We start from the raw sequence: 17,384 nt of genomic DNA, 5'->3' as shown, positions 1-17,384 counted from the left end.
TGTTTGCGCCCAGAGCAGAGGCCGGTATCTCGTGGCAATGCAGACAATTCGCGGTGATCTGCTTCAGCTTGCGCTCGACGGAACGTTCGATGTCATTGTGCATGGATGCAACTGCCAGTGCCAGATGGGCAAAGGAATTGCTCTTTCCATAAAGCAGCGTTTTCCCGAAGCATATGCTGCGGATTGCGCGACATTGAAGGGTGACCCAGCCAAGCTGGGAAGCATATCCGTTGCCGAAATCAAGCGAGGCAGCCGCATTTTCCATGTTGTCAACGGCTACACTCAGTTCCATTGGCAGGGCAAAGGCGTGAAAGCCGACTACCAGGCAATTCGAAAAGTCATGCAGGCCGTCAAAGGTAAATTCGCGGGCAAAAGAATCGGCTACCCGAAAATTGGCGCAGGGCTGGCTGGAGGTGATTGGGAAACCATAGCCTCAATCATCAACGATGAACTCGCGGGCGAAGATCATACGCTTGTCGAATACGCTCCGTGAGCTGCTTCGGTCTCCAGCCGCCTCACAGCAGCTAGCCCGGTTCAGATCACGGTGTCCGTCCAGCGGACGATTTGCCCGGCCGCATCGCCGAACGCGGCATCGAGCGCGCCGACATAGGCCTGGTTGCCATTGCCCGAAACGGGCGCGATGGCGCTAAACGTCTTCGAAGCGCGCACTTCACCGTTGCGGTCATTCAACAGGCGCACGAACAGCTCGACCTCGGCATGTTCGCCGCCATCGACACGCACCTCGAACGAGCGGATCTCGACGATCACCTGATAGTCGATCGCCAGCCCCTCGCCTGGCTTGCCGACGCCGGTGAAGCTGCCCGAGCGCTGGAACGTCTCTGCCAGCCGCGCCTGTACGATCATCGGCAGCCGGTCGGCCCATTGCGCGCCCTTGAGATACTGGATCGATCGCGGCGATGGCTTAATGACGATGTTCTGGCTGTCCAGCGCCTTGAGCGCCGATGGCTGAGCGATGAGTATCTGGCGACGGCTGTGGGCACGCGCTTCCAGCGACGGCGCCGAAAGCTCAAACGTATCCAGCGGCGCCGGCTTGCCGCCCAGCGCCGCGCAGCCGGCGAGCGAAAGCGCCAGCAGTGCCGCTCCGGTCTTGAACCCACTCGATCTGACGCTGCCTGAACTGATCGATTTCAAACGCGATCCCCCCCGGATCGTGGAAACAACGCGCATCCGCAAGCTATGTTCTTGCGGTGGGCGCAGGCCGAAGTCAACGGCGCACCCTGCCGTCGAACTGCCGGACCTCACCCTCGCCGCCGGACAGGATCCGCTGTGGATTGCGGCTGAGGTCGGTCACCGCCTCTTCGATGCGGTTGATCGAACGACGGCTGTCCTGGACCAGCGATTCGACGTTTTGCAGCCCCTGTCCCGAGAACCGCGCCAGATTGTCGGTGATGGTGCCGAGGCGGGCGTTCAGCGTGTCGGCGACCTGCTTGAACGATTTGAGCGTCGCCCTCGCATCGGCCATGACGCCGTCGGCCTGACCGGAGCCGAGCAGTTTGTCGACCTTGGCAAGGATACCGTCGACTCGCACCGAGGCATCGTTGAGGCGTCCTGCGAGCTGGTGCGCGTCTTTGATGGTTTCATCGATGTCGTCGGCTCGGTTGGCGAACTTGTTGGTCACCTTGGCGATGTCGGCGGCAGCCTCGTTGGCGTTTTCGCTGGCCTTTTGGATATTGGCCAGCGCGGTGCGAACCTCAGCCGGATCGATGCCGTCGAGAACGCCGTCGACCTTGGCCAGCGTGCCTTGCGTCTTCTGGGCGAAGTCGTTGATCGAGCCGACCGCGGTGTCCACGTTCTTGATGACCGTGTCGAACTGCTTGCTGGTTTCCTTGAGGTTGGAAGTGACTGTGTCGACATTGGCGACGATGCTCTTGATCTGGTCCTTGTCGACGGCGTTGAGTAGCCCTTCCGCCGCCTTCAGGGTGCCGTCGAGCTTGCCCGAAACACCCTTCAGTTCGTCCGCCAGCGAGCTGACGCTGGCCAGGAACTTGTCGACGCCGTCCGCATTCCTGGCCAGTGCATCGGAGAAGGTCTGGACATTGTTGACGGTTTGCGTCAGCGGCCCGCGAACATCCTTGGTGAAGCCTTCGAGCTCCGAAAGGACCTTGTCGGCGCGGGTGAAGATGTTCTGCGCCGTCTGCAGCAGGTTGGTGACCGCCGACGGATTGGCGACGATCTCGGCGACACGGCCTTCCTTTTCCGCCTCGTCGAGAAGTTTTGGCTCCTTGGGGTCGGCGCCCTTGAGCTCGATGTTGGCCTGGCCGGTGAGGCCGGCAAGCCCGATATCGGCCTGCGTCGACTTGGTGATGGGTGTATTCCGGTCTATTTCGGTGTCGGCGATAGCAGCGGTCGGATTGTCGACGTCGATATAGACACGGCGCACGTCGCCGACTTTGACGCCATTGAACAGCACGAAACTGCCACGGCCGAGCCCCGAAGCGGAGCCTGGAATGCGCACGCGCAGCACCGTCGTCTCACCCTTTTCGCCGATTGCCGCCGTCCAATAGACGAAAGCGAAAGCCGCGAGGATCGCGGCCAGCGTGAAAATGCCGACAATGACGTAGTTGGCCCTGGTTTCCATTGCTCACTTATGGCTATGCGCGCGCCGCAAGATCAAGTTGCCGGGCGCGTTTTCCGCGGAAATAGGATTTTACCCAGGGTTCCTCGCTCCTGAGCATGTCGTCGATCGTGCCCTCGACCAGCACTTTCTTTTTGCCAAGCACCGCCACGCGGTCGCACGCCGTAAACAGCGTGTCGAGATCGTGCGTGACCATATACACGGTCAAATCCATCGTATCGCGCAGCTTGACGACCAATTCGTCGAACTCAGCCGCGCTGATCGGATCGAGCCCGGACGTCGGTTCGTCGAGAAAAACGATGTCCGGGTCGAGTGCCAGGGCGCGCGCCAGCGCAGCACGCTTGATCATGCCGCCCGAGAGCTCGGAGGGGAATTTCTGCGCCGCATCCGGCGGCAATCCGACCAGCTCGACCTTGAGCATGGCAAGTTCGTCCATCAGCTTCTTCGGCAAATCGAGATATTCGCGCATCGGCACCTGAACGTTTTCGAGGACCGTCAGCGCCGAAAAAAGGGCGCCATGCTGGAACAGCACGCCAAGCCGCATGTCGATGCGAAGGCGCTCCCTTTCGGTTGCCTTCTCGACGTCGACGCCGAACAGTTTGATTGTTCCCGATTGCTTGCGCGTCAAGCCAAGGATGGTGCGCAAGAGAACAGATTTGCCGGCACCGGAGGCACCGACGAAGCCGAGAATCTCCCCGCGCCAGATATCGAGCGACAGTTTGTCCAGAACGACCTGATCGGCGAACGACACCGTGACGTCGTGCGCCGACAGCACGATCTCGTCTTCTTTGGCTTTCGCCGCCACCTTGGTCGTGTTTGTGCCCGGCAGCGCCATCTCAGAACTCGATCGCTGCATAGAACATGGCGAAAAGCCCGTCGAGGATAATGACCACGAAGATCGACTTCACCACGGAGGCGGTCACATGCTGGCCAAGCGATTCGGCGCTGCCGCCAACCTTCATGCCCTCGACCGAGGCAATTATGCCGATGATCATGGCCATGAACGGCGCCTTGATCAGGCCGGCAAAGATGGTGCTGAGGTCGATTGCGACACGCAGCCGGTCGATGAACGCTGCCGGTGCAATATCGGAGTAGAGCCATGCAGCCAAAATGCCGCCGCCCAGTGCGGCAAAGTTGGCGATGATCGTCAGGCAAGGCAACGCGACGACCAGCGCGACGAGCCGCGGAAACACCAGCACGCCGATTGGGTTAAGACCGATCACCTTCAGCGCATCGACCTCCTCGCGCATCTTCATCGAGCCGATCTCGGCGGTGATCGCACTACCGGAGCGGCCGGCGATCATGATCGCCGTCATCAGCACGCCGAGCTCGCGCAGGATCAGCACCCCGACCAGGTCGACGACGAAGATGTCGGCGCCGAAATAGCTGAGCTGATAAGCGCCTTGCTGGGCGACGATCGCACCGACGATGGCCGACATCAGCACGACTACCGGTATGGCGCCGACACCCATGCGATCGATCTGGTTGAAGATTGCCGCCATGTTGACGGCATGGCCACGGCCAAGCTTCATCTGCGAGCCGCGTATCGTGGCGCCGAGGATATTCATTGCGGCCAGGAAATCGTCGCGCATCTCATAAACGCGCCGGCCAACCGCCTCGAGCCCGCGAATGATGAAGTTGGGCGGCTTTGCCGGACCTGATTCGGGCTCGCGACGAACGGCGTCCCCGACGGCGCCAAGCAGGATCGAGGCTATCTCGCTTTGCCCCTGCATCGTGATCTCGACGCCCTTCTTTTCGAAGCTGCTGACCAGGCGGTCGATCAGCCACGCCCCGGCTGTGTCCATCTTCTCGATTTGTGAAAGGTCGAGCGCCAGCGTCTTGAAGCCGCTGCGCTTCTCGATCTTGCGCATCTCGGCATCGACCAGCGCCACGGTGCGCGTCGTCCAGGTTCCCGAGAAAGCGCAGCCGAGAACGCCGCCCTCCTCGCCGATCGCGATGCGCGGCTGGTGATCGGGCTCCTTGGCAGGGCCGCTTGCGTCGCGTTTGCGGATGGTCAACATGGCGTCCTGTTTAGCCTGACGGGGCCGACCTGTCGATTTGCCGATATCCTCCTTGTTGCACAGCCGGAGCAGAAAAATATGGCGCGTGTCATTTCGGTCGAGGCCGAGCGCTTTCCGATAGCCGGGACCTTTACCATTTCGCGCGGCTCGAAGACCGAAGCGGAGGTGATTTCCTGCGCCATCACCGAAAACGGCCGTACAGGACGCGGCGAATGCGTCCCTTACAAGCGCTATGGCGAAACCATGGAGGGTGTGCGCGACGCGATCGAGGCGATGCGCAGCGAGATCGCGCGCGGCATCAGCCGCATCGCCCTGCTCGATGCCATGCCTGCCGGCGCGGCACGCAGTGCCATCGACTGCGCGCTCTGGGACCTGGAAGCGAAGATCAGCGGAACACCCGTGGCGCATACGATACGAACCGTTCCGTTACGACCGCTTGAGACGGCGTATACATTGTCGCTCGCCGAGCCGGAGGCGATGGCGGCGCAGGCCCGCGCTAACGCCCAGCGCCCGCTACTCAAGGTCAAGATCGGCGGCGACAACGACATCGCGCGCATCCGTGCAGTGACGGCGGCAGCACCCGACAGCCGAATCATTCTCGACGCCAATGAGGGCTGGAATGACGACAATATCGTCGCAAACCTCGCCTTTGCCGCCGAGCACGGTATCGTCTTGATCGAACAGCCGCTGCCGGCGGGACATGACGGTATTCTTCGCCACATCGCGCATCCGGTACCGATCTGTGCCGACGAAAGCGTGCACGAGGCGAAGGACCTTGAAGCGCTTGTCGGCCTTTACGACGCCGTCAACATCAAGCTCGACAAATCGGGTGGCCTGACCGCTGCACTCGTGCTTCGCGACCGCGCCCGCGAACTGGCTCTTGGTGTCATGGTCGGCTGTATGGTCGGCACATCGCTTGCGATGGCGCCGGCCGTGCTGTTGGCGCAGGATGCCGATTTCGTCGATCTCGACGGTCCGCTGCTGCTGGCCAGCGACCGCGTTCCCGGTCTCGTCTACCAAGGTTCGCTGGTGTCACCGCCCGAGCGGGCGCTGTGGGGCTGACCGCGCGGCAAGCCCGATCAGAGCCAGGCCCGTCAGAGCGATCGGGATCATCGCAAAGAAGCCATTTGCGCCGAAGCGGTCGTAAAGAGGACCGGAAATCAGCGTCGCCGCCGCCATGAAGAAGCCATTGGAGAAGTAGGCGATGCCTTGCGCCGCCCCGGTGCGTTCTTCCGCGACCGTCTCACCGATCATCTTTTGCAGGCCGATCAGCACCAGCGCCACCGAAACCGCGTGCAGCGTCTGGATCGCGAAAAACCCGCCAACGCCAAGCCCAAGCGGCCAGATCAGCGGAAAGGCGAACCAGCGCACGATCGCGCCGATCCCGGCAATCAGCATGATTGAGACGACCGAGAAGGAGGCGAAAGCGCGGGTGAAAACGACGAACATGCATATCTCGGCGACGACGCCCCACCCCCACAGAAGCCCGACAACCGAATCGCTGATGCCGATCGACTTCCAGTAGATCGACACGAAACCGTAGAGAAATGCGTGGCTGGCGGTGATGACGCCGACGCCTGTCGAAAAATAGAGGAAGTACCGGTTGAGGAGTTTCGGTACCGATTGCTGGATATCGGCGGCCGAAAGCGGCGAGGCGCGGCGTGGACGGCCGAGGCGCGGCGCAATCAGTCCGGCGGCTAGCGCGGCACACAGCGCCGCGAAGATGACCACCGGGACAGCCTGGGCACCGCTCGCCGACAGGATGAAACCGCCGGCGAGATTGGCGCAGAGATAGGAGATCGAGCCCCATTTGCGCATGCTTGCGTAATTCGAGTCGAAGCGGCGAACACCTGAAAGGGCGAGCGAATCGGCAATCGGCGAATGCGGCGTCCAGACCACCGTCAGGGCCAGCGACACGGCAAGTACCGTTGTGTAGGTCGGCGGCAGGAGGTAGCCGGCGGACAGGATCAGCGATGCGGCGACCAGCGCAACATAGACATTGGCGCGATCGCTCGCTTTGTCTGCCAGCGCAGTAAGAAAAGGCGTCGTCGCCACGCGCAGGAACATCGGCGCGGCGAGGATCACGGCTATCTGTTCGGCATGGAACCCCTTCGCCTGCAGCCACAGCGGGAAATACGGCACATGCGTCCCGAGCGGAACGAAGAGCGTAAAGAAGATCAAGCTCATGCGCAGTTCGAAATGGCGTGGCTTGACGAGCTGTTCGGGCGAAAGCGGCGGCAGCGAGGACATTGACAGGCGATCCGTCGGCACGGCATTCAGCCGGGTCGGCCCGCCACACCTGCCGCTGCTTAACACGGCGAAAAAGTCGATGAAACCGCTGGACTAACCGATTGAAGCGAGATGCGGCCGGATTTGGTCAAGCCGCCTGGACTGCCCTGCCCTTGATGTCGATCGGCACGAGCACCTCGCTGCCGACCGGAGTCTCCGGCAGGACATGCGCCCAGTGCAGGATCTCCATCCTGCCGTCAAAATGCTCGACCACCGCCGTGCAGCTCTCCACCCAGTCGCCCGTGTTGATGTATTGCACGTCCTCATAGCTTTCGATCGCGGCATGGTGGATGTGCCCGCAGATCACGCCGTCGACATGCGAGCGGCGCGCCTCCTCGGTCAGCACGGTCTGGAACGAGCCGATGAAATTCACCGCCTTCTTGACCTTGACCTTGGCCCAGGACGAGAACGACCAATAAGGCAAGCCGAGCACCTGGCGCAGACGTGTGATGACGCGGTTGAGCAGCATCGCCGCGTCGTAGGCATAGTCGCCGAGATAGGCCAGCCAGCGCGCATTATGGACGACGGTGTCGAACTGGTCGCCATGGATGACAAGAAGGCGTTTGCCATCGGCGGTGTCGTGGATGGCGCGGTCGGCGACGACAATGCCGCCGAAATGAACGCCCTGGAACTGTCGCGCGAACTCGTCATGGTTGCCGGCGATGTAGGTGATGCTGGCGCCCTTGCGCGCCTTGCGCAGCAATTTCTGGATCACGTCGTTATGGCTTTGCGGCCAATGCCAGCTTCGTCTCAGGCGCCAGCCGTCGACGATGTCGCCGACGAGATAGATGATATCGGCATCGTGATGGCGCAGGAAATCGATCAGGAATTCGGCCTTCGCCGCCTTCGATCCGAGATGGACGTCGGAGATGAACATGCTGCGGAAAGTGCGAGGCTCTGCGCCGTACATCATTTGTCACCGTTGCTTTCGCCTGAGCCTATGCCCCGATTCATGCAACAACCGTATGACGGTTGCGATTGGTCCAGCCATCCGGATAGGTTGCGGCGGCAATCAGAGGAGAAAATCACCATGGATCTCGGCATTCGCGGCAAGAAGGCCATCGTCTGCGCTTCGAGCAAAGGCTTGGGACGCGGCTGCGCCATGGCACTGGCAGAGGCAGGTTGCGATCTGGTGATCAATGGCCGCAACGCCGACGTGCTGGCCAAAACCGCCGCTGAACTGCGCGAGAAATTCGGCGTCAAGGTGACCGAAATCGTCGGCGACGTATCCAAGCCCGATGTCCAGAAGGCGCTGCTTGCCGCCTGCCCCGATCCCGACATCCTCGTCAACAACAATGGCGGTCCGCCGTTTCGCGATTTCCGCGCGCTCGACCGCGAAAAGATCCTCGAGGGCGTCACCCAGAACATGGTGACCCCTGTCGAACTGGTTCAGGCCGTGATCGACGGCATGGCGGTGCGCGGCTTCGGCCGCATCGTCAACATCACCTCGCTGTCGGTCTATGTGCCTATCCCCGGCCTCGACCTGTCGTCCGGCGCCCGCGCCGGCCTCACTTCGTTGCTTGCCGGCGTCGCGCGGACGGTGATCGACCGCAATGTGACGATCAACAACATGCTGCCGGGAAAACTCGACACCGACCGGCTGCGCGGCCCGCACGAGGCCGGCACGCCCGAAGATCCAGCCGCCGCCGCCGCGCGCAAAGCGCAAGCAGCAGCCAACGTTCCGGCCAAACGGCTCGGTACACCGGAGGAATTCGGCCAGATCTGCGCCTTCCTGTGCTCGGTCCATGCCGGTTACCTGACCGGTCAGAACATACCGGTCGACGGCGGCCTCTATGTCAGTGCGTTCTAGCGAGAATCCAATGCTCAATGCCCACTGAATAGTGGGAGACGACCTCAAAAAGGGCGCCCAGTTCACAAGAACTAGGGTTAGTCCGCATGCTATGTCCTGCCTCGCAAATGAAAATGAGACCGGCGAATGGCGTCTATTTATCGCTTTGTTGCGCAAAAACTGCTGTCGCACGGGGTTCGAGACACGGCCGACGGCAACCTTGCAATTACCGACCGGAGATTGTTCCTTGACTTCGTTCGTCTAGAACGAGCGGTTAGGCTAGAGGATTTCGCCACAGTCCAGTCTGCGGTGGTGGCGATTGAAAATCGTTGCTTATCAATGGGTAAACGTCATATCGCGGTGTTTGCATACATGTATCTCAGGTTTTCGGATGCGGCCCCAAAGTTTACTCACCTGGACATCGAGCTTGAGGAAGAAGGAGGTATCCGCCGAACAGTCGACTACCGGCGTAGGGTGTCGTCGACAGAGCGACTTGTCGGCGAGTGGGCTGCCGCTTGGTACGATCGCTATTCCAAGAGTTTCTTTCGTGCACTTTATAGGAGCAACAGCCCCACAGCGAACTAGCGAAAGAATACCTAATCGTCCGCAAACCACCACCTGAAGCAGACATTCGGCTCGCAGCTCGCTCCAGCAACGCGCCTATCGCCCCAACATTTCAATGGCAGACCGTACAGGGCCGGCGGGCGGTGCAAGCCGTAAGCTCGCGCTTGCGACATATCACCTCTCGAAAAGCCTCGGCTGCATGCTAAGAGACTCAAAACACCAAACGGACTGAACTGAGGAGGCGGCCGTCATGACAGGCGAAAGCAAGAAGGCGGCCCGATCCGACCTCGACGAAGCGGCGCTTTATTTCCACAAGCATCCCCGTCCCGGAAAACTTGAAATCCAGGCGACGAAACCGCTGGGCAACCAGCGCGACCTGGCGCTTGCCTATTCGCCGGGTGTCGCCGCCCCCTGCCTTGAAATCCGCGACGATCCGGCAACCGCTGCCGACTATACAGCCCGCGCCAATCTTGTTGGCGTCGTCACCAACGGTTCGGCGGTGCTCGGCCTCGGCAATATCGGTCCGCTCGCCTCCAAGCCGGTGATGGAGGGCAAGGCGGTGCTGTTCAAGAAGTTCGCCGGCATCGATGTCTTTGACATCGAGATCGACGCACCGGGCATCGAGCGCATGGTCGAGACGATCTCGGCGCTGGAACCAACCTTCGGCGGCATCAACTTGGAAGACATCAAGGCGCCCGAATGCTTCGAAGTCGAGGAGCAGTTGAAAGCTCGGATGGGCATACCAGTCTTCCATGACGACCAGCACGGCACCGCCATCATCGTCGCCGCCGCCGTGCTCAACGGGCTGGAATTCGCCGGCAAGTCCATCTCAGACATCAAGATCGTCACGTCGGGCGCTGGTGCTGCGGCGCTTGCCTGCCTCAACCTACTGGTCTCGCTCGGCGCGCGGGTCGAAAACATCTGGGTCACCGACCGGTTCGGGGTCGCCCATAAGGGCCGCGTCGAGGAGATGGACCGCTGGAAAGACCCCTATGTCAAGGATACCGAGGCGCGCGCGCTGGCTGACGTTCTGCCCGGCGCCGACGTGTTTCTCGGCCTGTCTGCCGCCGGCGTACTGAAACCGGAACTGCTCCACCACATGGCGCCCAAGCCGTTGATCCTGGCGCTGGCCAACCCCAATCCCGAGATCATGCCGGAAGCGGCACGGGCGGCGCGACCCGATGCGATGATCTGCACCGGCCGCTCCGATTTCCCCAATCAAGTCAACAACGTACTCTGTTTTCCTTACATCTTCCGTGGCGCGCTGGATTGCGGCGCAAGTGCCATCAACGAAGAGATGAAAATGGCCGCCGTTCGGGCGATCGCAGCGCTTGCCCGCGAAGAGCCGTCCGACGTTGCCGCGCGCGCCTATTCCGGCGAGACGCCGATCTTCGGCCCGGAGTTCCTGATCCCCTCGCCTTTCGATCCGCGGCTGATCCTGCGCATTGCCCCCGCCGTTGCCAAGGCAGCCTGCGAGACCGGCGTCGCGACCCGGCCGATCACCGATTTCGCCGCCTATATCGACAAGCTGAACCGCTTCGTCTTCCGCTCCGGCCTGGTCATGAAGCCCGTGTTCTCGATGGCCAAGACGTCGAGCGCTAAGCGCGTCATCTATGCCGACGGCGAGGACGAGCGCGTGCTTCGCGCCGCGCAGGTCGTGCTCGAGGAAGGCATAGCCGAACCGATCCTGATCGGCCGCCCGCACGTCATCGACGTGCGGTTGAAACGCTATGGGCTGCGCATCAAGCCGGGCGTCGATTTCGGCCTGATCAACCCGGAAGACGATCCGCGTTACCGCCACTACGTCGACCTTTTGATCGAGCTTGCCGGCCGCCGTGGGGTGACTACGGAAGCGGCACGCACCATGGTGCGCACCGACAATACGGTGATCGCCGCCCTTGCCCTGAAGCGCGGCGACGCCGACGCCATGGTCTGCGGCCTTGAGGGCCGTTTCGAGCGCCATTTGCGCAACGTCACGCTGATCATCGGGCCACGCGCCGGCATTAGGGATCGCGACCTGTCGACGCTTTCCATGCTGATTTCGCAGCGCGGCATCATCTTCCTCACCGATACCCATGTCTCCGTCGATCCGACCGCCGAGGAGATTGCGGAGATGACCGTTCTGGCGGCCGAGGAGATTCAGCGTTTTGGCATCGAGCCCAAGGCAGCCCTGCTTTCGCATTCGGATTTCGGCTCCCGCGATTCGCCAAGCGCCATGAAGATGCGGCAGGCGGCGGCGATCCTGGCGCGCATCGCGCCCGACCTGCAATGCGACGGCGAGATGCATGCCGACTCGGCACTGTCGGAGCAGCTGCGCCAGCGCGTCTATCCGCATTCGCGGCTGAAGGGCGAAGCCAATCTGCTGGTGTTCCCCAATCTCGATTCGGCGAACATCACGCTGACCGCGCTGCGCACGATGATGGACGCGCTGCATGTCGGCCCGATCCTGCTCGGCACCGACAGCCCGGCGCACATATTGACGCCGTCGGTCACGTCGCGCGGCGTCGTCAACATGACCGCACTGGCAGTGGTCGAAGCCGCGCATAAGGCGCAAGCCATCGTCGAACTGGGATAGCCGCGGGCTTTCTCAGACTGGCTTGAACCGGAAATGCCCTGTCTGCCTGAAGGCAGACAAAGTGTCCTCTTCCCTGGCGCCGCCGCCGATATTGTGAATGACCAGTCTTCTTGTCGGTACCAATGTGGAGCGATTGGACGACACGATGGCAATATGCGGCAGATTGCCGGGCAGCATCTGGGCGACGAGATCCCCAGGCCGATAATCGGCGGGGTCTTGGCTGACGGGCAAGGTGGCACCGCGCCGCTCGAAATAGACCGCAAGATTGGGCACACGGCGGTGGTCGATGTTGCGGTCCGGCGCTTTCAGGCCCCAAGCCTTCGGATAGGCGGCAAAATTGGCCCGCATATCCTCATGCACCAATTTTTGCAGGTCGAGATCGAAGGCGCGGCGATAGGCACGGATCACGACATCCGTGCAAACACCCCGCTCGGGCCCAACGTCCCCGCCCGGATAGGCCAGGCGTGTATAGGTCGGATCGTAGAGTGTGGTGACGCCGATCTGCTCACGGGCAGCTTCAACCAATCTGGTACCCCAATCCAGCGCGATGGGCTTTTGCTGCGCCATGGCATCCGGCATCGCCAGGCACAAAAGACCAAACTGCAGCGCGGCTCGACGGGTAATCGCGGTCATGCCAAGCCTCCGGGCGTTACTGAATCCAGGCATTCTTCTGGGCGAATACGCCTTTTTCGTGCAGTGCCAGGACGTCGCGGTTCTGGCTCTGTCCGAATACGCAGTGTGGCGTGGTCGAAATGACAGCACCGGTCGTGATCGAAGCCGCGCACTGGCGCAAGCCATCGCCGATTTGGGCTGAAGGCGGAATCGGCGGTATGCTAAACAAACGGTTAACCGCAAGCGCGGTAGCTTTCTGAACGACAGGCAGGCGGAGTTCCGGAGGGATGACGGGCGCAAGTTGGAAGCTGACGCGGGCCGCTGCGCTGCTCGGCGCCGTGGTGCTGTGCGGCATTGCCGCCACTCAGGCACAGGCCGCTTCCCGCCTCTGCCGCCAGCTTGAAGCCGATCTTGCCGCCGCTTCTCGTGGTGGCGGCGGCAAACCGGCATTGCTCAGGAAATATGACGACGCAATCGTCCGGCAGCGCCAGCAGATTTCAAAGGCCGTCAGGCAGGCCAGCAGCGCCGGCTGCGGCTTTTCGCTGTCTCGCCGCAACGCCAACGCATGCGCAGCACTCGACGCCACCATCGATCGCATGGCAGCCAATCTCGACGCCCTGCAGGCCAAGCGCGGCGACCTTGCCGGCGGTGGTTCGCGACGTGATCGTGCGCGCATATTGACGTTGCTTGACGCCAATGGCTGCCGCGATGATGCGGCGGCCCGGACGCCCGCGCCGGTCCGCGAAGCCAGCCGTGAAAACGGCAAGCGAAACCTGCTCGACCAGCTTTTGGGCAGTCAGCCCGAAGAGGCCGACCAGGCTGAAGAACTGAGCCAGCCGGGCAACATCCGCACCGTGCTCAACAGCGCCGACATGGGCCAGCCCCAAGGCGAATTCCGCACCATGTGTGTGCGGACCTGCGACGGCTATTTCTTCCCGATGTCGAATGCTGCCTCGCTGGGCGATTTCGAGCGCGATCAGAAGAATTGCGAATCGAGCTGCCCCGGCACCGAGATGCAGGTTTTCTACACGCGCGGCATGAACAGCGATTCGGCGTCGATGACGTCTTCGGTGACGGGCAGGCCTTATATCGAACTGCCGACGGCCTACCTCTACAAGCAATCCGACATGCCGCGGCCGCCGACCTGCGGCTGCAATGCCGGGCAAAATTTCGAGATCATTGCCGGCAACCCGCCAACCCCGGGACAATCTGAGGCGAACGTGGCGACCACCCCGTTCGTTCCGCTGCTGGTTGCCAGGCCTGATCCGGCCGCCGACCCGGAGACCTTGGCCAATGCAGAAGGCGGCCTCGACCGTGAGGCGATCAAACGGCTTGCTGTCAAACCTGTGCCCTCGCCGACATCGCTGCCGCCGCCGGAGCAGCGCAAGGTCAGGGTCGTCGGGCCAACGTTCCTTCCCGACCCAGCAGCGGCAACAGATCTGCAAGCTCCGGACCCGAAGGCTGTCCCGTAAGCGCCAGCCTGAGCGGCATGAACAGCGCCTTGCCCTTACGGCCGCTCGCCGCTCGGATCTTGCCCGTCCAGTCCTTCCAGACGGTGCCGTTCCAAGGCTCTTCCGGCAGCAACTCGAATGCCTGGCGAAGAAAGTCGCGGTCCTCGTCGGAAAACTCCGCCGGCTCCTCTGGACCGTCTCGAAGCGTACGCCACCAGATCGCCGCATCGGCCAGCCTGTCGAGATTGCCGCGCACGGCCAGCCAGAAAGACTCGGCCTGTTCGCCGGAGATGCCGAGCACGATCAGCCGGTCGCGCGCCTCGGAAAACGGCATGTGATGCAGCAGCGTGCGGTTGAGCACGAAGAGCTCGTCCGGGTCGAATTTGGCGGCGGATTTCGATGTTGCAGCCGGATCGAAGCGCTCGACTAGCTCGGCCATCGTTGGCACCGCCACGACGTTTTCCGAGGTGCCGACGAGCACCGCCAGCGAAGCGATCGCCATCGGCTCGATGCCGCTCTCACGCAGGCTCTGGATGGACAGCGCGCCGGTGCGCTTCGAAAGTCCCTCGCCTGATGCCGTTATCAGGAGATTGTGGTGGCCCAACACCGGCGGCTCCGCGCCAAGTGCTCGGAACAGGGCTATCTGGACGCCGGTATTGGTGACGTGGTCGTCGCCGCGAATGACATGGCTGATGCCCATGTCGATGTCGTCGACAACCGAAGGCAATGTGTAGAGGTAGGTGCCGTCCTCACGCCGCAGAACCGGGTCTGAAAGCGAGGCGAGGTCGACGGTCTCTTCGCCGCGCACCAGGTCGTTCCAGTGGATTTCGGTGCGCTCCGGCTGTAGCGGATCGCTGCTGAAGTTGGGCAGCAGAAAGCGCCAGTGCGGCCGCCGGCCATCGGCCTCATATTCCGCCACCTGCTCGGGTGCCAGCGTCAGCGCCTCGCGGCCATAGACTGGCGGCAGGCCACGCGTGCGGCGCACCTTGCGCCTCAGGTCGAGCTCTTCAGGCGTCTCATAGCAAGCATAGACGAGGCGCGCCTCCTTCAGCCTCTCCAGTGCGGCATCGTAGATTTCGACCCGCCGCGACTGGTACTCCGTGGCATCGGGGAAGATGCCCAGCCAATGCAGGTCATATAGGATAGCGTCGGAAAACTCCTGCGTCGAACGGGCGACGTCGGTGTCGTCGAAGCGCTGGATGAAGCGGCCTTTGTTCTTGATGGCGAACAGCCAATTGAACAAAGCGGTGCGCGCATTGCCGATATGGATGCGGCCGGTCGGTGACGGGGCGAAACGGACGGTAACTGTCATGAGCAGGGCGTACCGGATGGTTTTGCTGTTGACAAGACGCGCCCCCGCGCTCGGCGGCAGACATAGAACATGACAAAGGCGAAGAAAAGACTGCAGCGCCGCACGTCTATCAAGACGCGCGGCACCGCAACCGTCAGATCACCAGGCCTTTGGTCAGTTCAAGCGCCTGGCGTTCGAACAGCCGGCGGTAGATGCCGCCTTGCAGCCGGATCAGTTGGTCATGCGAGCCCTCTTCGACGATGCGGCCGCGATCGAACACCAAAAGCCTGTCCAGCGCCCGCACCGTCGACAGCCGGTGGGCAATGACCAGCGTCGTGCGGCCGACCATCAACCGCTCCATCGCCTGCTGGATCAGCACCTCCGATTCCGAATCGAGGCTCGACGTTGCCTCATCCAGGATGAGAATGCGCGCATCGGCAAGAAAGGCGCGTGCGATTGCAACGCGCTGACGCTCACCACCCGATAGCTTTACGCCACGCTCGCCGACCAGCGTGCCATAGCCTTTCGGCAAATTGGCAATGAAGTCATGCGCGCTGGCCAATCGCGCCGCGTGCTCGATCTCGGCCTGCGTGGCGGCCGGCCGAGCATAGGCGATGTTTTCGGCCAGCGACCGGTGAAACAGGATCGGCTCCTGCTGGACGATTGCGATCTGTGCGCGCAGCGACGCCTGCGCCACATTCGCAATATCCTGGCCGTCGATCAGGATATTGCCCGCAGTCACGTCGTAGAGGCGCTGGATCAGCTTGACGAATGTCGTCTTGCCGGAGCCCGAATGGCCAACCAGCCCAACCCGTTCGCCCGGCGCGATGTCCACCGAAAAGTCGCGATAGAGCGGCAGGCGGTGGCTGCCATAGTGGAACGTGACATTGTCGAAGGTGATACGGCCATCGGTGATCCGGATCGGTTTGGCTCCGGGCCGATCCTCGATGCCGAGTGGTTCGGACTGGAAGTCGACCAGTTCCTCCATGTCGTTGATCGAGCGCTGCAGATTGCGGATATGTGTGCCGATGTCGCGCAGATAGCCTTGCAGCACGAAGAATGAGGTCAGCACGAAGGCGACATCGCCGGCGCTCGCCTGCCCCCACGACCACAACAGCAGGGAGAACCCGATGACCGCTGCCCTCAAAAGCAGCAGCATCGTCCCTTGCGTGGTGCCGTTGACGGTGCCGCGCATCCAGGTGCGGCGCGTGCGACCGCGCCATTTGGCGACGACCTCGGCGAGCCGCGTCTCCTCGCGTTCCTCGGCGCCAAAACCCTTGACCACGGCGTTGCAGCTTACCGCGTCGGCCAGCGAGCCGCCGAGCCGTGTATCCCACGCATTGGCAAGCCTTGCCGCTGGCGCGACATAGCCAAGCGACAGCATCGTCGTCACCGCGATGAACAGAACCGAACCGGTGGCGACGACAGCACCCATCAGCGGCCAGAACCAGCCAAGCAGCAGCGTCGAGCCGACGAGCATGACGACTGATGGCAGCAGCGCGATCAGGATCGTGTCGTTGAGCAGGTCGAGCGCCCACATGCCGCGCGTTATCTTGCGCACCGTCGATCCGGCGAAGCTGTTGGCGTGCCAGTCGGTGGAGAAGCGCTGGACGCGGTGGAAGGCGTCGGCGGCGATATCCGCCATCATCTTCAACGTCAGCTCGACAATGGCCATGAAGGCGAGATTGCGCAGCACGACACCGGTGAGCGCCAGGGCCACCAGCATCGAAAAGGCCGCTGTCGCCGCGTTCCACGCAACATCGTCGGCCGCAGCACTGCTGGCGACGGCATCCACCAGCCGGCCGGAATAGAGCGGCGTCAGCACGTCGGCCAAGGTCGACAGCAGGAATGTGCCCATAATGCCGGCAAGCCGCCACGGCTGACACCGCCAATGGCTGAGCGTGAAGCCAAGAACGCTGCGAAAGGCGCCCGCGCGCAAATCTATTCGAAAACGAGTCATGATGTCATTCGGGCGCAAACGAGCCCGATCCCACGAAAGTAGAAATTGAAAAACCGCGTCGGCGCCGTTTGGCGCCCGGAGATGCGGAGGTTTGGCGTATTTGGCGGCCCTGTAGAGGGGCGGCGACCGGCAGCGGCGAAATACCTGCCTCGGTTCAGCCTTGCCGCGAGGCTATCTCGCGGCGCACTGACCAAGACCTAGGCTTCGCAGCCTCGCATAACGATGTCAAATCCTGG

The 17,384-nt window shown here is 62.3% G+C and carries 15 protein-coding genes; 6 read left to right on the top strand and 9 right to left on the bottom strand.

What is annotated here, in order from left to right; translation table 11 throughout:
* Positions 1–37: 37 nt before the first annotated feature.
* On the top strand, positions 38–493 hold the full coding sequence (locus NKH93_RS18025; RefSeq protein WP_352448960.1) for a macro domain-containing protein: 456 nt from the start codon (positions 38–40) through the stop codon (positions 491–493).
* A 41-nt stretch (positions 494–534) separates the two neighbouring features.
* Here the strand turns inward: NKH93_RS18025 and NKH93_RS18020 are convergent, their stop codons facing one another.
* Genes NKH93_RS18020 through NKH93_RS18005 form a run of 4 tightly spaced genes read right to left on the bottom strand, consistent with a single transcriptional unit; the run spans position 535 to position 4,617 of the window.
* Positions 535–1,188, bottom strand: coding sequence for an ABC-type transport auxiliary lipoprotein family protein (locus NKH93_RS18020; protein WP_352502487.1), 654 nt, complete (start codon positions 1,186–1,188; stop codon positions 535–537).
* A 37-nt stretch (positions 1,189–1,225) separates the two neighbouring features.
* Complete coding sequence (locus NKH93_RS18015; RefSeq protein WP_352540616.1) at positions 1,226–2,599, bottom strand: MlaD family protein; 1,374 nt, start codon at positions 2,597–2,599, stop codon at positions 1,226–1,228.
* A gap of 13 nt (positions 2,600–2,612) precedes the next feature.
* Positions 2,613–3,431 (bottom strand): ABC transporter ATP-binding protein, encoded by an 819-nt coding sequence (locus tag NKH93_RS18010; RefSeq protein WP_352613792.1) that lies wholly within the window; start codon positions 3,429–3,431, stop codon positions 2,613–2,615.
* 1 nt (position 3,432) lies between these two features.
* Positions 3,433–4,617 carry an ABC transporter permease gene (locus tag NKH93_RS18005; RefSeq protein WP_352613793.1) on the bottom strand — a complete coding sequence of 395 codons (1,185 nt, stop codon included), beginning with the start codon at positions 4,615–4,617 and terminating at the stop codon, positions 3,433–3,435.
* A gap of 78 nt (positions 4,618–4,695) precedes the next feature.
* Here NKH93_RS18005 and dgcA point away from each other — a divergent pair, with 78 nt between their 5' ends.
* Positions 4,696–5,679, top strand: a complete 984-nt coding sequence (gene dgcA, locus NKH93_RS18000) for an N-acetyl-D-Glu racemase DgcA (protein WP_352971208.1) — start codon at positions 4,696–4,698, stop codon at positions 5,677–5,679.
* Here dgcA and NKH93_RS17995 read toward each other — a convergent pair.
* A complete protein-coding gene (locus tag NKH93_RS17995; protein WP_352971206.1) occupies positions 5,650–6,867 on the bottom strand; it encodes an MFS transporter in 1,218 nt (405 codons plus the stop codon). The genes dgcA and NKH93_RS17995 overlap by 30 nt on opposite strands.
* 127 nt (positions 6,868–6,994) lie before the next feature.
* Positions 6,995–7,816 carry a UDP-2,3-diacylglucosamine diphosphatase gene (locus NKH93_RS17990; protein ID WP_502896459.1) on the bottom strand — a complete coding sequence of 274 codons (822 nt, stop codon included), beginning with the start codon at positions 7,814–7,816 and terminating at the stop codon, positions 6,995–6,997.
* Positions 7,817–7,936: 120 nt separating this feature from the next.
* On the opposite strand from NKH93_RS17990, the gene NKH93_RS17985 reads away from it, so the two are divergent.
* The 3 genes from NKH93_RS17985 (at position 7,937) to NKH93_RS17975 (ending at position 11,834) form a co-directional block, all read left to right on the top strand.
* A complete protein-coding gene (locus tag NKH93_RS17985) occupies positions 7,937–8,716 on the top strand; it encodes an SDR family oxidoreductase (RefSeq protein ID WP_352471735.1) in 780 nt (259 codons plus the stop codon).
* A 126-nt stretch (positions 8,717–8,842) separates the two neighbouring features.
* A complete protein-coding gene (locus tag NKH93_RS17980) occupies positions 8,843–9,280 on the top strand; it encodes a hypothetical protein (protein WP_352471736.1) in 438 nt (145 codons plus the stop codon).
* A 229-nt stretch (positions 9,281–9,509) separates the two neighbouring features.
* Positions 9,510–11,834, top strand: a complete 2,325-nt coding sequence (locus tag NKH93_RS17975; protein ID WP_352971203.1) for an NADP-dependent malic enzyme — start codon at positions 9,510–9,512, stop codon at positions 11,832–11,834.
* A gap of 12 nt (positions 11,835–11,846) precedes the next feature.
* On the opposite strand, the gene NKH93_RS17970 is transcribed toward NKH93_RS17975, so the two are convergent.
* Positions 11,847–12,467, bottom strand: a complete 621-nt coding sequence (locus NKH93_RS17970) for a DUF1287 domain-containing protein (RefSeq protein WP_352971201.1) — start codon at positions 12,465–12,467, stop codon at positions 11,847–11,849.
* Positions 12,468–12,733: 266 nt separating this feature from the next.
* On the opposite strand from NKH93_RS17970, the gene NKH93_RS17965 reads away from it, so the two are divergent.
* Positions 12,734–13,918: a DUF2865 domain-containing protein gene (locus NKH93_RS17965; protein WP_352971199.1), complete on the top strand. Its 1,185-nt coding sequence runs from the start codon at positions 12,734–12,736 to the stop codon at positions 13,916–13,918.
* Here NKH93_RS17965 and gltX read toward each other — a convergent pair.
* Together gltX and NKH93_RS17955 are read right to left on the bottom strand one after the other, a co-directional pair.
* Complete coding sequence (gltX, locus tag NKH93_RS17960; RefSeq protein ID WP_352770326.1) at positions 13,836–15,209, bottom strand: glutamate--tRNA ligase; 1,374 nt, start codon at positions 15,207–15,209, stop codon at positions 13,836–13,838. The genes NKH93_RS17965 and gltX overlap by 83 nt on opposite strands.
* Positions 15,210–15,342: 133 nt before the next feature.
* Positions 15,343–17,148: an ABC transporter ATP-binding protein gene (locus tag NKH93_RS17955; RefSeq protein WP_352613797.1), complete on the bottom strand. Its 1,806-nt coding sequence runs from the start codon at positions 17,146–17,148 to the stop codon at positions 15,343–15,345.
* Between the last annotated feature and the right edge of the window lie 236 nt (positions 17,149–17,384).

The organism is Mesorhizobium sp. M0954, from assembly GCF_040319155.1.
GTDB lineage: Bacteria > Pseudomonadota > Alphaproteobacteria > Rhizobiales > Rhizobiaceae > Mesorhizobium.
Note: the sequence above shows the minus strand (reverse complement) of the source record. Positions and strands in the feature narration are given on the sequence as shown.